The sequence below is a fragment of the Shewanella sp. 0m-6 genome, assembly GCF_052977325.1.
On sequence record NZ_JBRIMD010000002.1, the window covers coordinates 112410 to 130579 of the forward strand.

Below are 18170 nucleotides of genomic sequence, written 5' to 3' on the forward strand. Positions count from 1 at the left end.
TTCGTCTCAACAAATACTAGTCCTAGTTTGTTTCAGTAACAATGTAAGTCGTTAAAAAAATTTAGAAAGTCCCCATCAACACTTAATGATAGGGATGTCTTTCCAGCGAGTGGTGTATTGAGGTGTTAGCATCTCTCTGCGCATTCCCCATTTCTGCGATATGCCCTGAGCTGCTAAAAACAGAGAATCTGTGCCATATTTAGCATTAATGCTATCTAATACCTGCATTCTATTGGGGTTTCTGCTGCTTTCGAACAAGTCCTGCTGCAAGTTTGCCTCACTACATAGATTAATCAGTCCAACGCCTATTTTGTAATAACGAATAGAGGAGTTGAATCTGACGATAGCCGCGCGTGTTGCAGCTTCTATCAATTCACACGTGTCATTCGTTGGATAAGCAAAATGATACACAAACTTAAAACCGCTAGGCTGCTCATCAAAAGGGGAATTAGAAGCGAAAATTAACATGCTTTGACAGAGTGAGCCTTGAGCCCTGGCTTTGGCCGCGGCGGTTGATGCATGCTTGCTTAACGCCTGACACAATGATGTTAAGTCGGTTATTCGGTTACCAACACTGCGGGTAGAAAAGATCTGTTGCTTGTCAGCTCGTGCTTCATCCCATGTTTTGCACACTTCGCCGTTCAACTCACGGACGGTACGCTCAAGCTCGATACTAAATTGCTTGCTTACGATACCGGCTTTCATCTGCGACAAGGCAAAAGCACTGTGAATATTCATCATCGCAAGTCTGTTAGATATACGTCTGCCAACCCCCCATACATCGTCGGTCTTCATGGTTTTTAAAATGGCAATGCGCTGTTCATCACAGGTAATGGCGCAAACACCTTTATAACCGGGTATTTTCTTAGCTGCGTGATTGGCGACCTTAGCCAGAGTTAGCGTCGAGCCAATCCCAACACAGACTGGAAGCCGTGTTTCCTTCCAAACTGCGCGCCTTATCTTCATCGCATGCTCAGTTAAACAAGGGATAACGGGGTAACAGTGCTTAAACGATAAGAATGACTCATCGATACTATAAATATGCTGCTCAGGAGCAAAACGGCCAATCACTTCCATCATTGCAGTAGATAGCGAGCCATAAAGCTCGTAGTTTGAAGATAAAGCGATAACACCTTTTTGCTCACACAGTTTTTGCACTTCAAAGTAAGGACCGAACTTGTTAATTCCAGCCTCTTTTGCCAACCTGTTAGCCGCAACAATGCAGCCATCGTTATTACTTAGCACTATGATAGGGCGGTTACGCCAGTCAGGTCTAAAAACCTGCTCAGCGCTGCAATAAAAAGAATTCGCATCGACAAGCGCATACATGGTTAGTCGTTCTCTAGAATTGGGCTTTTACGATGGCAGCGAATAGAGCGGATCACCACGCCTTCAACACTAAAAGTGTCGTGCTCGAGGATAGGCGTGCTCATGTGAGATTCATTGGCAGATAACAGCAATCTGTTCACCTTATCAATAATCTTACAAACAAATGAACCGTTAAAATTTGCCACGATAACGTCTTGATTACGCACATCAACATGCCTATCGACTATTAAAATGTCGCCATCGAATATGCCGACCCCCTGCATAGAGTCACCACAAGCATGGCCAATAAAGGTCGAGCTCGGATGCTCAATCAGTAATTCATCAAGACTTAACGGCAGTTGCTTGTAATCGGTGGCAGGGGATTCAAAACCTGTTATGCCTGCACTGGCTGAAATTGGAATTATGTTCATGCTAAAAAATAGTTAACTGTATATTTATACAGCATAGTGGTTTTATGTGATTTTGCGCAATAAGGATGACAGATTTCTGTGAGCGGTGTGATCAGATTGAACGCACGAAAGGTGGGGCGGTATGCCAAGTATGAGCAACGGTATTGCAGCTAGAGCGGGCTCTGGTGGTTAAGCCAACAACGCCGCTTTTATGGGGGATGTTAATGTCGTAAATAAAGCGGCTTTTGGTTCAATTTTTTCAAAATAACAGGCACAAAAAAAGGCCGCATTAGCGACCTTTTTTGTATATCAGCTTACGTTATTAGCGCTTGATTAAAGAGCGACTACGTTGCTTGCTTGTGGACCCTTTGGGCCTTGCTCTACTTCGAAAGTCACTTTTTGACCTTCAGTAAGCGTTTTGAAACCTTCAGATGCGATAGCACGAAAATGTACGAATACGTCAGCGCCACCGTTGTCTTGAGCAAGGAAACCGAATCCCTTGTCTTCGTTAAACCATTTTACAGTACCAGTAGTTGAGTTAGACATATGATGCCCCTTATTTAGTTTTAAAAAGTTCAACATTAACACTATGTTAATTTATTGAATTATATCATGTTACGCTAAAATATAAGGCAAACGTCTAGCTACAAAACACGGTTTTGATAGTGGAAGCTTTACTTGTACTTGATGCTGCATTTAATAACTCTCTGAACAACTGAGCGATATAATAACTGCTGTGCGTTTTTTGTACAGCGCTTTTTTGATTTATTTTGCCTTGTTTAAGCAATACCTTTATTTAACAGTTATATGCATATTTTCGTTTTAGACCGCATTGCTCCATTGAACTTTAGCTTCATTGACTTTGGCTAGGGGAAGAGCTGTCAGGGTAAGAGAAATAGGCCTAAACCTATCTCTTGCAATATGACTTCGCCTTGAAACCTTACAAAAATGTATAGTTCAGGAAAACTTGCGGAAAGATGTCTTAAGTAAAGTAGCCTCATCGACAAGGAAACCCCCTGTCTGCATTAAAACAAATGAGGATTTAACCATGAACAATACATCAGTTTTTAAAACAACAACTATTTCAACTCTGCTTGGACTGAGCGCCATGATGGCCATTGGCTCTGCAAATGCAGGTGATGCCCCTAAATCTTTTAATCAAGACACTGTCTCTCTACTTCAGGCTGTCGCATTGGCTGAAGCCAACACAGGCGGCGTAACGGTTGAAGCCGAGCGTGAAGTGAAAATGGGACACGTTTTCTATGAAATTGAATTAATCGGTAAAAACGGTGAGAAAATTTATACCGCAATCAACACACAAACCGGTGATGTTATTTTAACAGACAATCGTGGTCAGAATGATGATCATGACGCTGATGATAAATTAGAAGATGCATTGTATTTATCTGGCTTGAACAGTGGTCAATATTTATCGTTTGCAGATGTTGTGAAGCAAGCAGAAATACAATTTAGCGCTAAAGCGTGGAGCGTTGAACTCGATGATGAACACGGTAATATTTGTTATGAAATCAAGTTGATGACTGTCAATGGTAAGAAAGTTGAAACTGAAGTGAATGCATTGACAACAGCGGTGAGCAAATAATTCTCTTTAACACTTGAGCCGAATACTTGAGCCGAACAATGAATAGTTAAAAAAGGGGTGATCTTTGATGACCCCAAGGAGATCTAATGACTGAATCAACTGAATCAACTGAATCAACTGAATCAACTGAATCAAAAAATACCAACCAAGAAGCTGAGCCTTGCTCGAAAAGGTCGACGTCTTGGTTAAACAGTGTCAAATGCTGTATTAATAAAGTGAAACTGTTGCTTAACAAATCGAAACAATCGTCGTCAAACATACCATCAGGGCTTAAAATCCTTCGTGAAAATGGACCAAAAGCACTTATTGGTTTAGCCTCTTTCTCTCTGTTTTTCATACTAGGATTGGTTACGCTGGGCGCGAGCTTATTAGCTGGTATCGCAGCGGTGATTATGATGAAATGGCAACAGCATAAAGCGGAAACGATGCCAACTAATGTGGCAGAACCAACGCCAACTGAACAACAAAATGTCCCTATCGTTGCGGCTTAAGCGACAACGACGTTACCCTATGATCTGAGAGAGAACCGTCATGCGAGTGTTACTAGTTGAAGACGATGTGAGTCTGAGCACTTTTGTTGAAAAAGGGCTGCGTGAAGCTGGGCATCAAGTCGAGGTGACAGAAAATGGCAAATATGCGTTGACCCTATGCATGACGGAACACTTTGATGTGGCGATCGTCGATCGCATGTTGCCGGGCTTAGACGGATTGTCTTTAGTTAAGGCCCTTCGAGCTGCGCAAGTGGGAACACCTATCTTATTTTTGACCTCCTTAGGCGGGGTGGATGACCGTGTGCAAGGGTTGGAAGCGGGAGGTGATGATTATCTCACTAAGCCATTTGCATTCTCTGAACTGCTTGCGCGTGTTAGCGCTCTTTCTCGCCGGTCCGGATTGACATCAACCGACACTAAACCGCAACTGACTTTTGGCGATGTGGTATTAAACCTGTTTGAACATACCGCAACACGTCAAGGTAAGCTATTGGATTTACAGCCTAAAGAGTTTCGTATTCTAGAATTATTCTTGCGTCATCCTGGCCGCGTGATCACCCGTACTATGCTGCTTGAGCATGTATGGGATATTCATTTTGATCCTCAAACCAGCGTTGTCGAAACTCACATTAGTCGTCTTAGGAATAAAATAGAGAAGCCTTTTGGCGACACTTTGATCCAAACCGTACGAGGCGCAGGCTACAAGTTAGAACATCGACATATTGAGGAGGCTAAATGAAACGCAGACTCCTTGATATGTTGCAAAATAAAGTCTCACTTCAGCGAATCGTTAATCGACTCCCAATGTGGATGAAAAGCTCTGCTATCCAGCAAGGCGTGATGTTTGCTCTGGTGTCGCTGTTTAGTCTTGTGCTTATGGCCAGCGTGACCATTCTCTATGTTGACTATGAACTGGGTCAACAGAACAGTGAGATAGTCAAAGAATCAAAGCTACGGGCAACAGGTGATAAACACGATATCGACGAAGATCCGATTGAAGATGACGACATTATAGCGGTGCTTACCACAGGTTTTATTCTTGCTGGCGTTTTAGTATCACTCTTTACCATTGCCATTGTTGTCGCGATGAGCCGTGTCAGTCAGCAACGAATATCTCGTATTGAACAAGTATTGAACGCGGCGGCAGACGGTGATTTGTCGGCACGAACGGGCGAGATAAACACCTATAACGATCTGGCGAGAATATCGGTATCTGTGGATGAAATGCTTTCTCGTTTAGAAGGCTCTGTGGCGGCGATGAGCGATATTTCGTCCAATATTGCCCACGAGCTGAAAACGCCTATCACGCGTTTGAGGCACAATTTACTAACCTTACGTGACGAGGCTGATGCATCATCGATTGCGCAAAGTCAGAGCTTTAACAATGAGTTAGACCATGCCTTGGCTGATTCTCAACGTCTTGCTTCTATTTTTGATGCGTTGTTACGCATTACTCAAATTGAGTCAGGCGCGAGACGAAGCCGCTTCACGACAACGGATTTAACCCAGATTGTTGATACCGTCGCCGAAATTTATGTCGATGTTGCAGAAGATGCCGCAATGCAGTTGCAGATCCATAAAGCCCAATCACCGTTACTGATCCAAGGCGATCGAGAGCTGCTGATCCAGCAAATTGCCAACTTGATAGAAAATGCGCTGCGATATTGCTCTGCAGGCAGTGTGATCAAGCTCAGCTGCGGCGCGGATGATAAAGCCTCACTGGTTTGGCTCAAGGTTGAAGATAATGGGCTCGGTATTGCTGAGACAGAAAGGGAGCGTGTTTTTGAACGTTTATATCGTGTCGATAAAAGCCGTACCGATGGTGGCTTGGGGCTGGGTCTCTCGTTGGCAAAAGCGGTTGCGGGCCTACATCACGGCACTATTACCTTACATGATTGTGAGCCAGGTCTGGGTGTGATGATCACGATGCCAAGAGAAGATGTCTAATTTTTAATGCTTAATGCTTAATGCTTAATGCCAAGTGCTTATTGCCTTCTAATGCCTAATACCTAGTGAACGTTAATCTAGCTCGATTAACGGTGACGGAGATTAGAGAGCACTTACCAAAGCCACGCAATGACACAGCCTTAATATGTAGAAAAAAATCTCGAACCTATGTTCGGGATTTTTATTGCTTGTGCATATTGAGTGGGCAATCTTGTTCGCTCTTAGTGGAAAATACAATGCGAAATCTATGATATAATTTAAGATTGAACTAGTATTCAGACTTTATGAATATGTACAGGACTTATCAGATTAGCAAATCGATTAAAATTAACGTTAAGCTATTGATATGTAGCAACTACCTCTTAACAAAGACCCCTTAACAAAGAACTCTTAACAAAGAACTCTTAATAAAATATTTTTAACAAAACATTCTTAACAAAGCACTTTTGATAAAGAAATCTTGATAAAGGATTCTTGTTGAAAAATAATTTTGAGTTGTGACCACTTTTTTATAACCATTACCGGATAGTAAATATTATGACAAAAAGGAACGTGCTTAGCATTTGCTTATCTTTTATTGTATCTATAAGTGCTGTTAATTTGTTTATCACTGTCAATAAGAGCGAGTTGAATAGTAAGTTTTTAACTAACATCCTTTTTATTAGTGATGCAATATACCGCTTTAATGTCAACAGCCTTAACAGTGAGTATATTTCTCTACCAGCTGGTGATTTAAGCCAGGGGGTCATAGTCAAAGGTTCTCAAGATAAGAAAATTCGAGACCTATCTAAGCATATAGATAACCTATTTAGTGTATTAAAAAGAAACCCCATCATAGCTGACAATCTATGGACGGTCGCGAATGTATATCCAGAATATGTTATTCCCAAGCCATTTAGAGAGCAGTACGTTCACCTTTATGATAGGGATTTTGCGGAGGGAAACTACTTAGAACGTATTTTGAAATTAGAAAATATAGAAAAGACTTTAAAAGGCAGTGGTTTAACTGTTTTTGAAACCGTGAGGGTTTTTGGGCCTTATATAGAATCTGGCACTAATGAAGAGTTATATTCAATTTATTATCCATTATATTTAGAAGGTGACGTTTTTTCCGTATTGGTCATTGATGTGAAAAGTAATTTTTTGAATGACTTTATCTCAGATTTCAATAATGAAAAATTCACTTGGTTTGATATTTCTGATGAAGACAGTATAAAAATAAGTACGCTTGTTTACGAATCTTTAGCGCTTAAAACTGAAAACAAAAAAGTAGGTCTAACAATAAAGACTTCCTTACTATACAGCGGCATAGCAATCTTCATATGCACACTAATTATACATAGCTGTTTTTTACTTGCACAATACATTAGAAGATTCTATATCGAAAGCAGCATAGATAGGCTATCTGGATTCTATCGTAAAGATGGGTTTATGAATAAAGATATGTCAGTTACCTCTATGTGTCTGATTGATATAGACCACTTTAAGAAAATCAATGATATTCATGGACACGTTGTTGGTGATATTGTGATATCAGAAGTAGCGAATAGAATAAAATCCTCAATGCGCTCCACTGATCTCGCAATCCGATGGGGCGGGGAGGAGTTTGTTGTTATTTTTAATGGTGAGCTTTCTTTCGAACAATTTAATAACAAAGCGAATAAATTATTGAGTGTAATCAATAGTGAAAAAATAAATGAGATTGGCGTTACTATATCTATAGGTGCTATTTACTGTGAATCTAAAATGAAATTGCAGGAAGCATTTCAATTTTCAGACAAAGCGCTTTATGAGTCAAAGAATGCAGGACGAAATAAAGTAACAATATATCGTCATGGCTAATGAATTATACATCTAATTACCACGTAGCATTGAACAATGCATGATTTAAGTAAACTAATTGGCCAGACAAAAGGACAGTAAGACCACCTAAAATAATGGATTAAGTTTCTATCTCGCTATTCGTTGAAATAGTTCAAGAACCTATTTTAAAAGAGAAACATGCCTATCATCAAGTGTGTTTCTTTGTCATCACAAGTTCAACAATGCTAAGCTTAGCTAGGCAATCCTTTGCCACCTTTTACAATATAAGCGATTTAAACTAATCAAACTCTGTAGGACGTGCTGTTAATGCCCATCCCGAAAATAGGTTTCAACCATCAAAAATCCAACCAGGCCGAGTTTGAAATCTTTGAGCTTGCTTCTCTACTTTCGAGACCTAACCTAGATCACGAGCCACAAATGCCCCATCGGGTGAGCTTTTTCATGTTCATCTGTATTGAAGAAGGGCAAGGTAGCCACATGGTGGATTTTGTAGAGTATCCATTCCAACCCGGCTCAATTATCTTTGTGCAGCGTGAACAAGTACATAGCTTTGATCTATCATCGAAACCACAAGGTAAAATATTACTGTTCACTCAAGCCTTTTTAGACCGCTTGCATAGCAATATGCGCTTGCCAGATTACACGCCAACACATCTTAACGCCTCCCATTCACCGCTGGCACAGCTGAGCGAACTCGATCGCAAGCGTACTCGCACATTAATCGCTGAAATGATTACCGAGCAGCAACAAGAGAACTGCGATCCCTTGATAGTCATGTACCTTTTTTCTGCGCTCGCGTTGATTTTTCATCGCTTACGACCAGAGTCCGTTCACGACAGGCTTTCGATAGAGCAAAATGTACGCCTTGCGCGATTTTTTGAACTGTTGCTGCAAAACTTTTCTCGGGTGCGAGACGCCAACTGGTATGCACATCGACTCAACACCACCTATAAAACCCTTAATCAAGTATGTAAGCTGGCAACCGGTTTAACCGCAAAGCAGATGATTGACGCTTTTATCATTATTGAGATGAAACGACGCTTAGTGATTAATAGTACGACCTCACAGCAGATGGCCTATGACTTCGGCTTCGAGGATGCCAGTAACTTTGTTAAATATTTTAAGAAACTCACCGAGCTAACGCCGACACAATTTCAGACGAAATACAGTAAACCCGTCTTATAGCGGTAACAGCCAAAACCTCTATCACTCTAAATACAACCCTAAACACAGCTATTGCCTTAATTTTCAACCAGTTAGTTACGCTGCCTTCTGTAAGGTTCGATATTGACCATTTTTCGGCATACTTCAACACTGCAAAAACATCCCTTGTCCACTAACCTATATCTCATTCGGGCAAGGACGGAAGCAATGAATAAACTATCAAAAATATTCACACAAACATTAACTGTAATTGGCGTAATGGGTCTCGCGGCCTGTTCTCATGTAACATCGGAGTCAGAGTCTATGAGCAATAAAGAGAAAGCGGTAGCCGTAATTTCAAGCATCGAAACAGGCGACCAAGCAGCAATCAACTACATTAATGCAGCGCAATATACGCAACATAATCTAGCCGTTGGCGATGGATTAGCAGGATTTGGAGAGGTGCTGCAAGCTCTGCCAGAAGGTAGCGCGAAAGCCAGTGTGAAGCGTGCAATTCAAGATGACAATTACGTTGTGCTTCATACTGAATACAACTTTTTTGGTCCTAAAGTCGGTTTCGATGTATTCCGCTTTGAAGATGGCAAAATTGTTGAGCACTGGGATAATTTGCAAGAAATTGCTCCAGTAAATCCAAGTGGACACTCTCAGCTTGACGGCAGCGTGGCCATTACCGACCTAGATAAGACGGCAGAGAACAAAGCTATCGTCGCAGACTTTGTTAAAACGATTTTGATGAATGGCGACATGAGCCAGATAAACAAGTTCATCGACAACGAAGACAGCGCATACATACAACACAACCCTAGCATTGGCGATGGCTTAAGTGGTCTTGGTAAGGCACTCGAAGAGCTGGCAAAAGCAGGACTAGCGATGAAGTATGACACCAATCATAAAATTATCGGCGAGGGCAATTTTGTTGTCTCTATTAGTGAAGGTGTCTTTGCCAATGAACATGTGGCTTTCTACGATTTATTCCGTCTCGATAACGGTAAAATTGTTGAGCATTGGGACGCCATCGAAACGATTCCGGCTCAATCTGAGTGGAAAAATACTAACGGTAAATTTGGCTTCTAACCCGCCCTAGAATGACTAACTAGTACAAGCAGGCCGTTAGCTATCATATGGATAGTTAGCGGCCTTTTTATTCGTGTAAGCATCAGAGCAAAGTGACAATGACCAGACTCAATATCCAAGATTATGCTCAGCAAATAGCGCTTTATGAGCCATTTAACCCCGACTTTAGCTCTCAAAAGGGCAAAGACCAATTAGTTAACGAGCTGCTTAAACAACTCTCTGAGGTGCTGGAATCACTCGGGGTCACAAATTATCAAGATTACGACGCTCAAAGCCAGCGCGTATTATTGGATAACGCCATAACGGTTTTGCATGCAAATTATTTATCAGCAGAGAGTACCGATGCACTGACGCAGTTATTACAGATAGAATGCAACGAACGTGAGATAACCGATGTAAATGACTTAGCTGCAAAGCCTTTTTTAACCCTAGGTAATACCAAAATTGTGCTTTGGAAAGGGGACATTACGACACTCGCGGCTGACGCAATTGTGAATGCCGCCAATAGCCAAATGCTGGGTTGTTTTCAACCTCAACATAAGTGCATCGATAATGCGATCCATAATCGAGCAGGGGTGCAGTTAAGAGCCGATTGTGAGGTGATTATGGCGCTACAAGGCAATATTGAACAAACAGGCATGGCAAAGATCACCCGAGCTTATAACTTACCCGCTAAATTTGTGATCCATACCGTTGGGCCTATTGTACAAAATAAGATTCTACCAAACCATGCAGAACAACTCGCGGCCAGCTATCGCAGCATTGTAACCTTAGCCAAGCAAACAGAGCGTATTCACAGCCTGGCTTTTTGTTCTATATCGACAGGCATTTTTGGATACCCGATTGAGCAAGCAACGAAAGTCGCACTCGATACCGTGACTCAATGGTTAACTGAAAACCCAGACTCGTTCGAGACGATAGTTTTCAACGTATTTAGTGAATATGACCACCATGTATACCAAGCAGTAATGGAGGATTATGTATGTCAGCGATGAAAGCTAGAACGCTCGATCAACAAACCTTAACCAGCATACAGGCATTATTGAACCAGGCCGATGCGGTTCTCATTGGGGCCGGTGCTGGCTTGAGTGCTGCTGCCGGGATCAATTACCTCGATCAGAATAAATTTGAACAGGTATTTCCTGGTTGGGTTAAAAAAGGCTTCACGGCCCAATATCAGCTGATGGGCTACCCACACTGGACTCAATTAGAGCAATGGGGTTATTACAAGGCACACCTTGAATATGTGTACTTTGGTCAAGATGACAATCAGCTATATCGACAACTGCGGCGCGCCGTAGCGGATAAAAACTACTTTGTGATGACATCAAATGTAGATGGCCTTTTCTACAAGAATGGCTTTGATAAAAACCGATTTTATTCGCCTCAAGGGGACTATGGAAAAATCCAATGTACAACGCCTTGTAGCCAGCAAGTCTGGGATATTCGACCATTCCTGGACAGAATGGAACCTTATTACGATGCCGATGAGCAAGTGTTAACCGATGACATTGCCATTCCTCGTTGTCCAAATTGTGGAGGTGAAATGTTTATCCACGCTCGAATTGATCGCTCATTTATCGATTCGGTCCATGAACCTGACAGAATTAAGCTTATAGATTGGTTAAATCAAGTCGCGGATAAGAAGGTGTTGTTGCTCGATTTGGGCTCAGGCTTTAATACTCCCACAGTCATTAGAATGCCGATGGAGCAAATTACACAGAGTCTGCCTAATGCACATCTGGTTAGAGTCAATCTAGATCATGCCGAAGTGCCAGCTAAACTTGCCACCAAGGCGATAGCAATTAAAGCCGATCTAAAGGTATTTATTGAGGCTCTCGCAGCGAGCTAACTCAATAAAGCCATGTTTGAGTTTTGGACGCGTTCGACGACAAAATAACCAAGACACCCCAAACTGTTGGATAGCGATTCTTCTACTAGGCTTTAGTTAAGGTTGAACAGAGGAATGTGTTATGCCAACGCCAAGAAAAGCGTTAGTCAGCTTGGAAGATACCCCTTATTATCATTGCATAAGTCGCTGTGTTAGAAAGGCATTCCTGTGTGGGGTTGATATTCACACGGGACAATCCTATGAGCATAGGCGTGACTGGGTCGAAAGTCGGCTGTTGCAGCTGGCTGAAGTGTTCGCAATCGATATCTGTGCTTTTGCCGTGATGAGTAATCATCTGCACCTTGTATTGCGGGTTGATGCTGAGCTGGCTAAGAGCTGGTCAGATATCGAGGTTGTAACGTAATGGCAAAAACTGTTCAAAGGCGATAGCCTGAATCACGATTTTATTAAAGCTGAATCTCTTAAATCTTATCAACAAACAATCATCAATAAGCGGGTAAAAGAGTACCGACTTCGACTCATGGATATCTCTTGCTAACGCATTCAAAAGAGTTGCGGGCGCTTAATGAACCCATTGGCAGAAAGGCCAATGCTGAAGATAAGTGTAAGGGGCGGTTTTGGGAGGGGTGGTTTAAGTCCCAAGCCTTGCTTGATGAAGCCGCAGTGCTGGCTTGTATGGCTGTCTTTGCTTTAATCTCATTTTATCCGTAAAGAAATAAATACGAGTCAGTGCAGAGCAGCTATTTTAACTAACGCTAATAAAGAAAATAGTTTTTAGCTCTACGGATCAGGCTTGGCCGGAAATTTAATATTTCGACCCTGACAAAATAGAATAATAATAGCCTCTAGGGATAAAAGGATAACCACTTAATTTAACATAATGAAAATATTATTAGCCGAAGATGGCTTTAAGACCTTCCCGGTAAAGCTCTTTGCTTACAGCTTGATTGTTGTAACTTGTTAATGTTAAGTTTGGTGATTGTTATTTTCTTTGCGGTGTTAACTGTTATTTGACAGGTTAACTTAGGGATCTATTTTATGTTTATTCACGAATGTAAACGTGTGGATGAAAGTCTTTCGATTAAATTTTCGGCTCTTCTCCGCTTACATGAGCTTGATATTTGGATAAAAGGTTGAATGGGTATCAGGGACTGATGTTTGTCTGATCTTGAGTTTGAAGTATTCGATGTCTCGGATCCCTCTAGCTCTTCGCCTGAGTAAACCAATAGATACATTCCCAGCTTCAACTCGAGCATTGGTTAATCTATATTTTGCGTAATTGCAGATGCCGACTTTTCTATCCAATAGTGCATCTGCATAATTACACAAGGACAATATCCTCGTAGACCTAGCAAGACCGCACCAAGCTTCAAGTGCCATTACCATCGACTTGTAACACGCTTCATCCCATATCGCTTGTAACTGCTCTTTCAGCATATAAACAATGCAGAGAGTCTTGTTACTCTCGAGTAAGTCACCAAGCCTATCTGACTGCCTATCTGACTGCCTATCTGACTGCCTATCATCCAGTTTATGGGCGTTTTTCAGCAAGAGGAATAACGTTCCTTTGAGCATCTTTTTCTCTTCATGAGAACCATTTCGAAAGGCTTTGGAACGCTCTTTTTTGATTAGCAGGCCGTAGTTTTGCATCACATGAAATCGGTCGAAAACGATATCGGCGTTAGGCAGCATTTTTCTTACGGCGGATTGATAAGGCTGTCCCATATCCATTGAAACCGCTTTAATACCGTCTCTCGTCGCGGTTGATAATTGCTCGAAGAACGAAATAAGGACTGCTGCTTTTCTACCGTGTTCGACCCAAATTAAATGACCAGAAACCAAATCATATACCACGGTCATGTAGTCATGCCCTTTAGCTCGGGCCACCTCATCAACGCCAATATGGATTAAGTTGTTAAGCTTCGCGGGCTCCAAGCCTGGCAGAGTTGAATGTAGATATTCCTTATCTATGTTTTTTACCGTTTCCCAACGAATGCCTAGATGTTGAGACACTGCGTGAATACTCATGTACCGGCATAATCCACTGATGAATTGACAGAAGCGAATGGTATATCGCGCTCCTTTGGCAACGTATTCAGTCGCCTCAATTAACCTTCTTCCGTCTTTATCTCTGGTCTGAGCAAGTTCGACTTCGATGCTACAAGGACGTCCACTAACTGGTAGATCGTGTACCCGTCTTCTTACATAGTGATCAACTGTACATCGCCTTTCAGTTCTTGGTTCTTTAACCTTAAACCGTCCGTCTCGGCTGCATCGTACAAGAATAGAATGAGACCCTTGTTCTATAGAAAAGGACTGCACACATTGCCCTTTAAAGCTAAATAGGGCGGATGATAATGATGGCAAGGTATATCCACTTATTCACAGATAAGAAAGTGTTGTAAATGATAATGTTATTTATGATCTTTGATATGAATAGACTCACTTAAGCGGAGAAGAGCCCTTGCCGCCGTTCACCAAAAATACAGAGGTTCAATATCGTCAAACACCCAATGGAAAAACCGCTCAACTAGTCGGTAACGGCGCAGAAATAACGGCAATAGACTGGACGATTAACCATCAAGTAGGAAAGGGCAAAGAGCAATCATTCATACGCGGCTTGTCATCGATGCAAATTGGGCGAGGGCGCAAACCTAAACTTTATCCTGACGGGAATACATGTAACTGGGGAGAAGCTTCAACTTGGTTGATGACCAAACTGTATAACAAAGCTGCAGAACTTATTAAACATCTAAAAAAAGACCAACGTAGAAAAGACCAAATTTCTGATGAACGACTGAATTATATCCAAGACCTAATTAGGTACTGTGAAGAAAAAGGTGTTGTACGTGAGGAGCACAGCCTACGACAAGCACTGATTAAACGACATAATTTGCAATTTTATGGACGAGTGACTGAAGCAGATTTTTACCCGCATCTAAAAGAGATCGAGACAGCCATGAACACAATTCAAATATCCTATGATGAACACCAATCAATAGCTGACCAACTAATTAACCTCGGTGTAGTTAAAGCCGTCAGGCAGCAAATGCAACTCAGTGTTACGCCTTGATGTGGCAACACGGAAGCGATCTAAGGCAGCAATTAAAATCTAGTCAGTTTTATGAACATAAAGCCCGTCTAAAAGCGATAGGTATCGATATCGGTCAACAGTTTGATGTGTCCCGCATGTGTCCGACTTTGAAGCGCTCTGAAACCATTGAAATTAAACCTTTAGCAATCCCAAGTTGGTATCAAATGCCACGGGTTGCCGAATCCAACATTTTACCTTTTAAAGCTTACGCATAAGGAATAGCAAAATGCTTAAAATTGAAGTTTTCCCTGAAGATATCAACGTAATTACACGCACCATGCAGCCAAAAGATGATAAGCCTGGACGAACTTTCTATGAACAGATTGCATACGCATACCTGGGCGGAAAATTTCCAGTTCAAATGAAATTACAGGTTGAGAACCCAGCATCGGCATATCAAGCCGGTGAGTATCAAGTCGATGCTTCGAGTTTCATCATTAATAACTATGGCGGCCTTGAGCTTAAACGCTTCGGGTTAACCATCAAGCCAATGTCAAAACACTCTAATAACGGTGCGATCTCAGGCGCTAAATAAGGAAATATCATGGATGATTTAATCAATGCAGCCATACAGCAACGTAATGATATACAGGTCATTAATGAGTTTCTGCTAAAAGGATTAGCCCCAACAGAAGCCTTGCTACAACTTACAGCTAAGAGCTGTGTGTTACTTGGTGAACTGGACGATACACTAGAACAACTTAAGGAGGCATCATGCAGCTCGTTAAATATAAAGGCGGCGTAACAATGGTTCAGCGCGAGGATGCGCCAATATATCAATGCAAACATTGCTTTAAACCTTGGTGGGCAGATGATTTTGAACAGTCTGTTTTTATTGCTTGCCAACATTGCCACGGCGAACTTAGATCAATTACTGAAGACAACCCAATTGAAACTTGAGGCATGGTAAGGAACGACGACGAGCGAAGTCTGAGCGCAGAAGGAATGACGAACAAATGCCGGTAATCACATTATCGGCATCTTTATATCTATAGCCAATCACACCTACACAGAACTGCGCACAATGTATATTATGTTAAATTCGGTGTGGGTGTAGGGAAATGTAGGTATGAGCTTATGACACAGCGATATTCACAAGCCTTTGCTGCTCTATACCTAAGTCATTGCTGCACGTTATGGTTATACTTTTTCATCAGTATTGATCATCAGCTCACATCGCCTACATAAATTAACCATGCGCTACTTGAAATCTGGCGTGTTGAGCTAAGCAAACTTTTAAAGCAGCCACACAGCGCACGATGTTAAATCCGGTTTGAGCAGCTATATAACTGAGCTTGTGGAACTTAATTTCGCTTAGCAATACTGAGCATTCGATGCTCGAACTATAAGCCGAACCATGGCCCGCACTGAAAACTTGGAAAACTATTGCTTAGTTAATTATCCAAACTGGATATTGAGCGTTAGCTGCTAGTGACTTAATGCCATAATTTCTTAGTAGCGGCATCAACGCTACAAAAAGCCAGTTCTTTTGGTACTGGTCTAGTGGGTTTGAATTAGCTGATAGAGGATTAATGTCATGTCGACCTGGTCGTCTCTAATTCAATCAATCAGCCATACACATGCAAGAAGCGACCAAATATAGGCATAACTATATAAATCGGTGAAATACCACTTCATTACTTAGTTTCATGACCTCTAAAGATGGGCTAGCCCTAATAGAACTCTTCAATTAAGTAATGTTCTAATGCTTTTCATCTATGATCTAATTCAAGCTTCAAAATAATAGCTAATTACGACAGAGGCATAATCGTAATCAACGGCATAACAGTTTCTTGATTACACACGAGAAAGCCCCTTTAGGGCAATTGCCGATAATGTCACTTATCGGCATTAACTGATATCAAACTTTATCTATAAGCCATTTAAATAGTTGGAAAATATGTCATGCTAATGTACTTTCTTGATTTTAATCGACAATCTACTAAGTTTTTACTTATCAAACCAATGCAACCATTAAAGAAAGTCGCTATTTTACAGCTGTATTGTAAGTGAAGCTAACGCAACTGCGGTGTCGCCAAGATAACAGCTGGAGTAGCTGTGAAATAAATTCTAGCAGTTAAAGAAAGTCACTCCTAGATTCTCGTCATAACGGTCCGGCCATTGTTTAAGGGAAAAATGGATAACACCTCACTGCCCTAGCCCATTTATGGTTATAGAGGAAGGTACTAATTCTGAGCATAAAGTTAGATTATCAATAATGTGCAGCTAAAATCCTGAACCTAATTTGAAGTAAATTGCATTTTCTTCACCGCTAGTGGCTAAATCGATCCCCATGTATATGCCATAGCGCCTTGCTAGTTGATATCGAAACCCTACCCCGTATGCATTTACTGATGCATCCCCCGCTTCAATCACATCATTACTGGTCACGCCATAGCCGTAAAATGCGGAAACAGTCCAGCGGTGATCGAAGTGATACATTAACTGAGATTGCACTGTGGCCACTTGCTCGCCTTGATACCTGAACGCCGACACGCCACGCAGATCAACATAGGGTTTAGTTGTCGGAGCGAGTTTACTGCCCCCTGTGTATAACTGGTCATAACTACCCGCAAAAGCAAACGTCCAATGTTTAGAAAGCGGCAAATAAAATTCACCATTTGCTTCCAAGGTTTGATAATTATTATCTGAACCCAACGCTTCGTCGTAAACCATGTACTCGGCCGACACTGTATAACCTTTCTTAGGAAAGAAGATGTTATCTCGTGTATCGTATTCAGCAATAAACCCTAAACCCGATGTTGTCGTTTTATCTCCTAGGCTATTTTGCAATATCCAATCAACTAAGGCATTTGACGATGATATGCTCGACTCTGCCCACAACTGCTTAACCCCAAGCATTAGCGGTGTGTCAGCGACCCTAAATTGTACCTTTTGCATGGCAAATAGCGCTTCAGTTTTTGTATCAAACTGTATTGCGTGTTCTACAGGTAACAGCCCTCCTAAGCGTGTGTAGATATCAAGATTAGCATTCGCGGCTCCACCAACTCCTGTATATCGAATACTATCCTTTAACCATGAGTGACGGTGACCGGCAAACGCAAACCAGGTACCATTTACTGTCCCACCCGCACCGACCAACGTCATTGCTGCTGGCATTAATTGTGCGCCGCCTTCAATAGACTCCAACGCCTTTTGCCTTCTTAGCTCTTTTTCTGAGTCAGTCTCATGCAGAAATAGCCCCACTATTCCCACGCCCGCTCCTACAGCGGGTTCTGTGATTAAAACTGGTACAGGTAGAAAACCGTAAGCATTTTCAGCAAGATGATAACCTAAATCAAATTGTCCATCTTTTTCATCAAAAAAGTACGAGCTTTGGGCTATAGCCTGTGATGAAGCCATGAGTAAGATGCATAACGAAATTTTTTTTATCATCTTGTAT

At 41.7% G+C, this 18170-nt stretch carries 19 protein-coding genes and 1 pseudogene; 15 read left to right on the plus strand and 5 right to left on the minus strand.

Going from position 1 to position 18170, the window contains the following annotated elements:
• Window positions 1-75 precede the first annotated feature (75 nt).
• From ACVBJC_RS02110 to cspE, 3 genes are all read right to left on the minus strand, one after another.
• Window positions 76-1329, minus strand: a complete 1254-nt coding sequence (locus ACVBJC_RS02110; RefSeq protein ID WP_447159276.1) for a Y-family DNA polymerase — start codon at window positions 1327-1329, stop codon at window positions 76-78.
• 2 nt (window positions 1330-1331) lie between these two features.
• The gene (locus ACVBJC_RS02115; protein WP_447159275.1) at window positions 1332-1739 is read right to left on the minus strand and encodes a LexA family protein; all 408 of its coding nucleotides are present in this window, start codon (window positions 1737-1739) and stop codon (window positions 1332-1334) included.
• Window positions 1740-2051: 312 nt separating this feature from the next.
• Window positions 2052-2264, minus strand: a complete 213-nt coding sequence (gene cspE / locus ACVBJC_RS02120; protein ID WP_447159274.1) for a transcription antiterminator/RNA stability regulator CspE — start codon at window positions 2262-2264, stop codon at window positions 2052-2054.
• 502 nt (window positions 2265-2766) lie between these two features.
• On the opposite strand from cspE, the gene ACVBJC_RS02125 reads away from it, so the two are divergent.
• The 10 genes and pseudogenes from ACVBJC_RS02125 to ACVBJC_RS02170 form a co-directional block, all read left to right on the plus strand.
• On the plus strand, window positions 2767-3321 hold the full coding sequence (locus ACVBJC_RS02125; protein ID WP_447159273.1) for a PepSY domain-containing protein: 555 nt from the start codon (window positions 2767-2769) through the stop codon (window positions 3319-3321).
• A gap of 86 nt (window positions 3322-3407) precedes the next feature.
• On the plus strand, window positions 3408-3812 hold the full coding sequence (locus ACVBJC_RS02130) for a hypothetical protein (protein ID WP_447159272.1): 405 nt from the start codon (window positions 3408-3410) through the stop codon (window positions 3810-3812).
• A 40-nt stretch (window positions 3813-3852) separates the two neighbouring features.
• A complete protein-coding gene (locus ACVBJC_RS02135) occupies window positions 3853-4551 on the plus strand; it encodes a response regulator transcription factor (protein WP_447159271.1) in 699 nt (232 codons plus the stop codon).
• Complete coding sequence (locus ACVBJC_RS02140; protein WP_447159270.1) at window positions 4548-5759, plus strand: sensor histidine kinase; 1212 nt, start codon at window positions 4548-4550, stop codon at window positions 5757-5759. The genes ACVBJC_RS02135 and ACVBJC_RS02140 overlap by 4 nt, the downstream gene beginning before the upstream one ends.
• 537 nt (window positions 5760-6296) lie before the next feature.
• Entirely contained in the window at window positions 6297-7601 is a 1305-nt protein-coding gene (locus tag ACVBJC_RS02145; protein WP_447159269.1) for a GGDEF domain-containing protein, read from the plus strand.
• A gap of 288 nt (window positions 7602-7889) precedes the next feature.
• On the plus strand, window positions 7890-8768 hold the full coding sequence (locus ACVBJC_RS02150; protein WP_447159268.1) for an AraC family transcriptional regulator: 879 nt from the start codon (window positions 7890-7892) through the stop codon (window positions 8766-8768).
• Window positions 8769-8954: 186 nt separating this feature from the next.
• Window positions 8955-9821 carry a nuclear transport factor 2 family protein gene (locus ACVBJC_RS02155; RefSeq protein WP_447159267.1) on the plus strand — a complete coding sequence of 289 codons (867 nt, stop codon included), beginning with the start codon at window positions 8955-8957 and terminating at the stop codon, window positions 9819-9821.
• A 98-nt stretch (window positions 9822-9919) separates the two neighbouring features.
• Window positions 9920-10816: a protein-ADP-ribose hydrolase gene (locus ACVBJC_RS02160; RefSeq protein WP_447159266.1), complete on the plus strand. Its 897-nt coding sequence runs from the start codon at window positions 9920-9922 to the stop codon at window positions 10814-10816.
• On the plus strand, window positions 10804-11673 hold the full coding sequence (locus ACVBJC_RS02165; RefSeq protein WP_447159265.1) for a hypothetical protein: 870 nt from the start codon (window positions 10804-10806) through the stop codon (window positions 11671-11673). Before ACVBJC_RS02160 ends, ACVBJC_RS02165 begins: the two co-directional genes overlap by 13 nt.
• A gap of 121 nt (window positions 11674-11794) precedes the next feature.
• A pseudogene (locus tag ACVBJC_RS02170) lies at window positions 11795-12354 on the plus strand (transposase); the annotation flags it as partial.
• 423 nt (window positions 12355-12777) lie between these two features.
• On the opposite strand, the gene ACVBJC_RS02175 reads toward ACVBJC_RS02170, so the two are convergent.
• Window positions 12778-14040: an ISL3 family transposase gene (locus ACVBJC_RS02175; protein WP_447159264.1), complete on the minus strand. Its 1263-nt coding sequence runs from the start codon at window positions 14038-14040 to the stop codon at window positions 12778-12780.
• Window positions 14041-14137: 97 nt separating this feature from the next.
• On the opposite strand from ACVBJC_RS02175, the gene ACVBJC_RS02180 reads away from it, so the two are divergent.
• The 5 genes from ACVBJC_RS02180 to ACVBJC_RS02200 are packed head-to-tail and all read left to right on the plus strand — an operon-like array spanning window position 14138 to window position 15667.
• Entirely contained in the window at window positions 14138-14746 is a 609-nt protein-coding gene (locus ACVBJC_RS02180; protein ID WP_447159263.1) for a phage/plasmid replication domain-containing protein, read from the plus strand.
• On the plus strand, window positions 14746-14982 hold the full coding sequence (locus ACVBJC_RS02185; protein WP_447159262.1) for a phage/plasmid replication domain-containing protein: 237 nt from the start codon (window positions 14746-14748) through the stop codon (window positions 14980-14982). The genes ACVBJC_RS02180 and ACVBJC_RS02185 overlap by 1 nt, the downstream gene beginning before the upstream one ends.
• Window positions 14983-14993: 11 nt before the next feature.
• Window positions 14994-15302 carry a single-stranded DNA-binding protein gene (locus ACVBJC_RS02190; RefSeq protein ID WP_442529566.1) on the plus strand — a complete coding sequence of 103 codons (309 nt, stop codon included), beginning with the start codon at window positions 14994-14996 and terminating at the stop codon, window positions 15300-15302.
• Window positions 15303-15311: 9 nt separating this feature from the next.
• Window positions 15312-15512, plus strand: coding sequence for a hypothetical protein (locus ACVBJC_RS02195; RefSeq protein WP_447159261.1), 201 nt, complete (start codon window positions 15312-15314; stop codon window positions 15510-15512).
• Complete coding sequence (locus ACVBJC_RS02200; RefSeq protein ID WP_447159260.1) at window positions 15482-15667, plus strand: hypothetical protein; 186 nt, start codon at window positions 15482-15484, stop codon at window positions 15665-15667. The genes ACVBJC_RS02195 and ACVBJC_RS02200 overlap by 31 nt, the downstream gene beginning before the upstream one ends.
• 1326 nt (window positions 15668-16993) lie before the next feature.
• Here the strand turns inward: ACVBJC_RS02200 and ACVBJC_RS02205 are convergent.
• Window positions 16994-18163, minus strand: a complete 1170-nt coding sequence (locus tag ACVBJC_RS02205; protein ID WP_447159259.1) for a BamA/TamA family outer membrane protein — start codon at window positions 18161-18163, stop codon at window positions 16994-16996.
• Between the last annotated feature and the right edge of the window lie 7 nt (window positions 18164-18170).

Excerpts from the sequence above, each read along its gene's own strand:
- ACVBJC_RS02190 (WP_442529566.1), top strand. The coding sequence starts at position 14,994 with ATGCTTAAAATTGAAGTTTTCCCTGAAGATATCAACGTAATTACACGC.
- ACVBJC_RS02110 (WP_447159276.1), bottom strand. The coding sequence starts at position 1,329 with ATGTATGCGCTTGTCGATGCGAATTCTTTTTATTGCAGCGCTGAGCAG.
- ACVBJC_RS02155 (WP_447159267.1), top strand. The coding sequence starts at position 8,955 with ATGAATAAACTATCAAAAATATTCACACAAACATTAACTGTAATTGGC.
- ACVBJC_RS02115 (WP_447159275.1), bottom strand. The coding sequence starts at position 1,739 with ATGAACATAATTCCAATTTCAGCCAGTGCAGGCATAACAGGTTTTGAA.
- ACVBJC_RS02205 (WP_447159259.1), bottom strand. The coding sequence starts at position 18,163 with ATGATAAAAAAAATTTCGTTATGCATCTTACTCATGGCTTCATCACAG.
- ACVBJC_RS02130 (WP_447159272.1), top strand. The coding sequence starts at position 3,408 with ATGACTGAATCAACTGAATCAACTGAATCAACTGAATCAACTGAATCA.
- cspE (WP_447159274.1), bottom strand. The coding sequence starts at position 2,264 with ATGTCTAACTCAACTACTGGTACTGTAAAATGGTTTAACGAAGACAAG.
- ACVBJC_RS02165 (WP_447159265.1), top strand. The coding sequence starts at position 10,804 with ATGTCAGCGATGAAAGCTAGAACGCTCGATCAACAAACCTTAACCAGC.
- ACVBJC_RS02185 (WP_447159262.1), top strand. The coding sequence starts at position 14,746 with ATGTGGCAACACGGAAGCGATCTAAGGCAGCAATTAAAATCTAGTCAG.
- ACVBJC_RS02195 (WP_447159261.1), top strand. The coding sequence starts at position 15,312 with ATGGATGATTTAATCAATGCAGCCATACAGCAACGTAATGATATACAG.
- ACVBJC_RS02140 (WP_447159270.1), top strand. The coding sequence starts at position 4,548 with ATGAAACGCAGACTCCTTGATATGTTGCAAAATAAAGTCTCACTTCAG.
- ACVBJC_RS02160 (WP_447159266.1), top strand. The coding sequence starts at position 9,920 with ATGACCAGACTCAATATCCAAGATTATGCTCAGCAAATAGCGCTTTAT.
- ACVBJC_RS02125 (WP_447159273.1), top strand. The coding sequence starts at position 2,767 with ATGAACAATACATCAGTTTTTAAAACAACAACTATTTCAACTCTGCTT.
- ACVBJC_RS02145 (WP_447159269.1), top strand. The coding sequence starts at position 6,297 with ATGACAAAAAGGAACGTGCTTAGCATTTGCTTATCTTTTATTGTATCT.
- ACVBJC_RS02200 (WP_447159260.1), top strand. The coding sequence starts at position 15,482 with ATGCAGCTCGTTAAATATAAAGGCGGCGTAACAATGGTTCAGCGCGAG.
- ACVBJC_RS02150 (WP_447159268.1), top strand. The coding sequence starts at position 7,890 with ATGCCCATCCCGAAAATAGGTTTCAACCATCAAAAATCCAACCAGGCC.
- ACVBJC_RS02135 (WP_447159271.1), top strand. The coding sequence starts at position 3,853 with ATGCGAGTGTTACTAGTTGAAGACGATGTGAGTCTGAGCACTTTTGTT.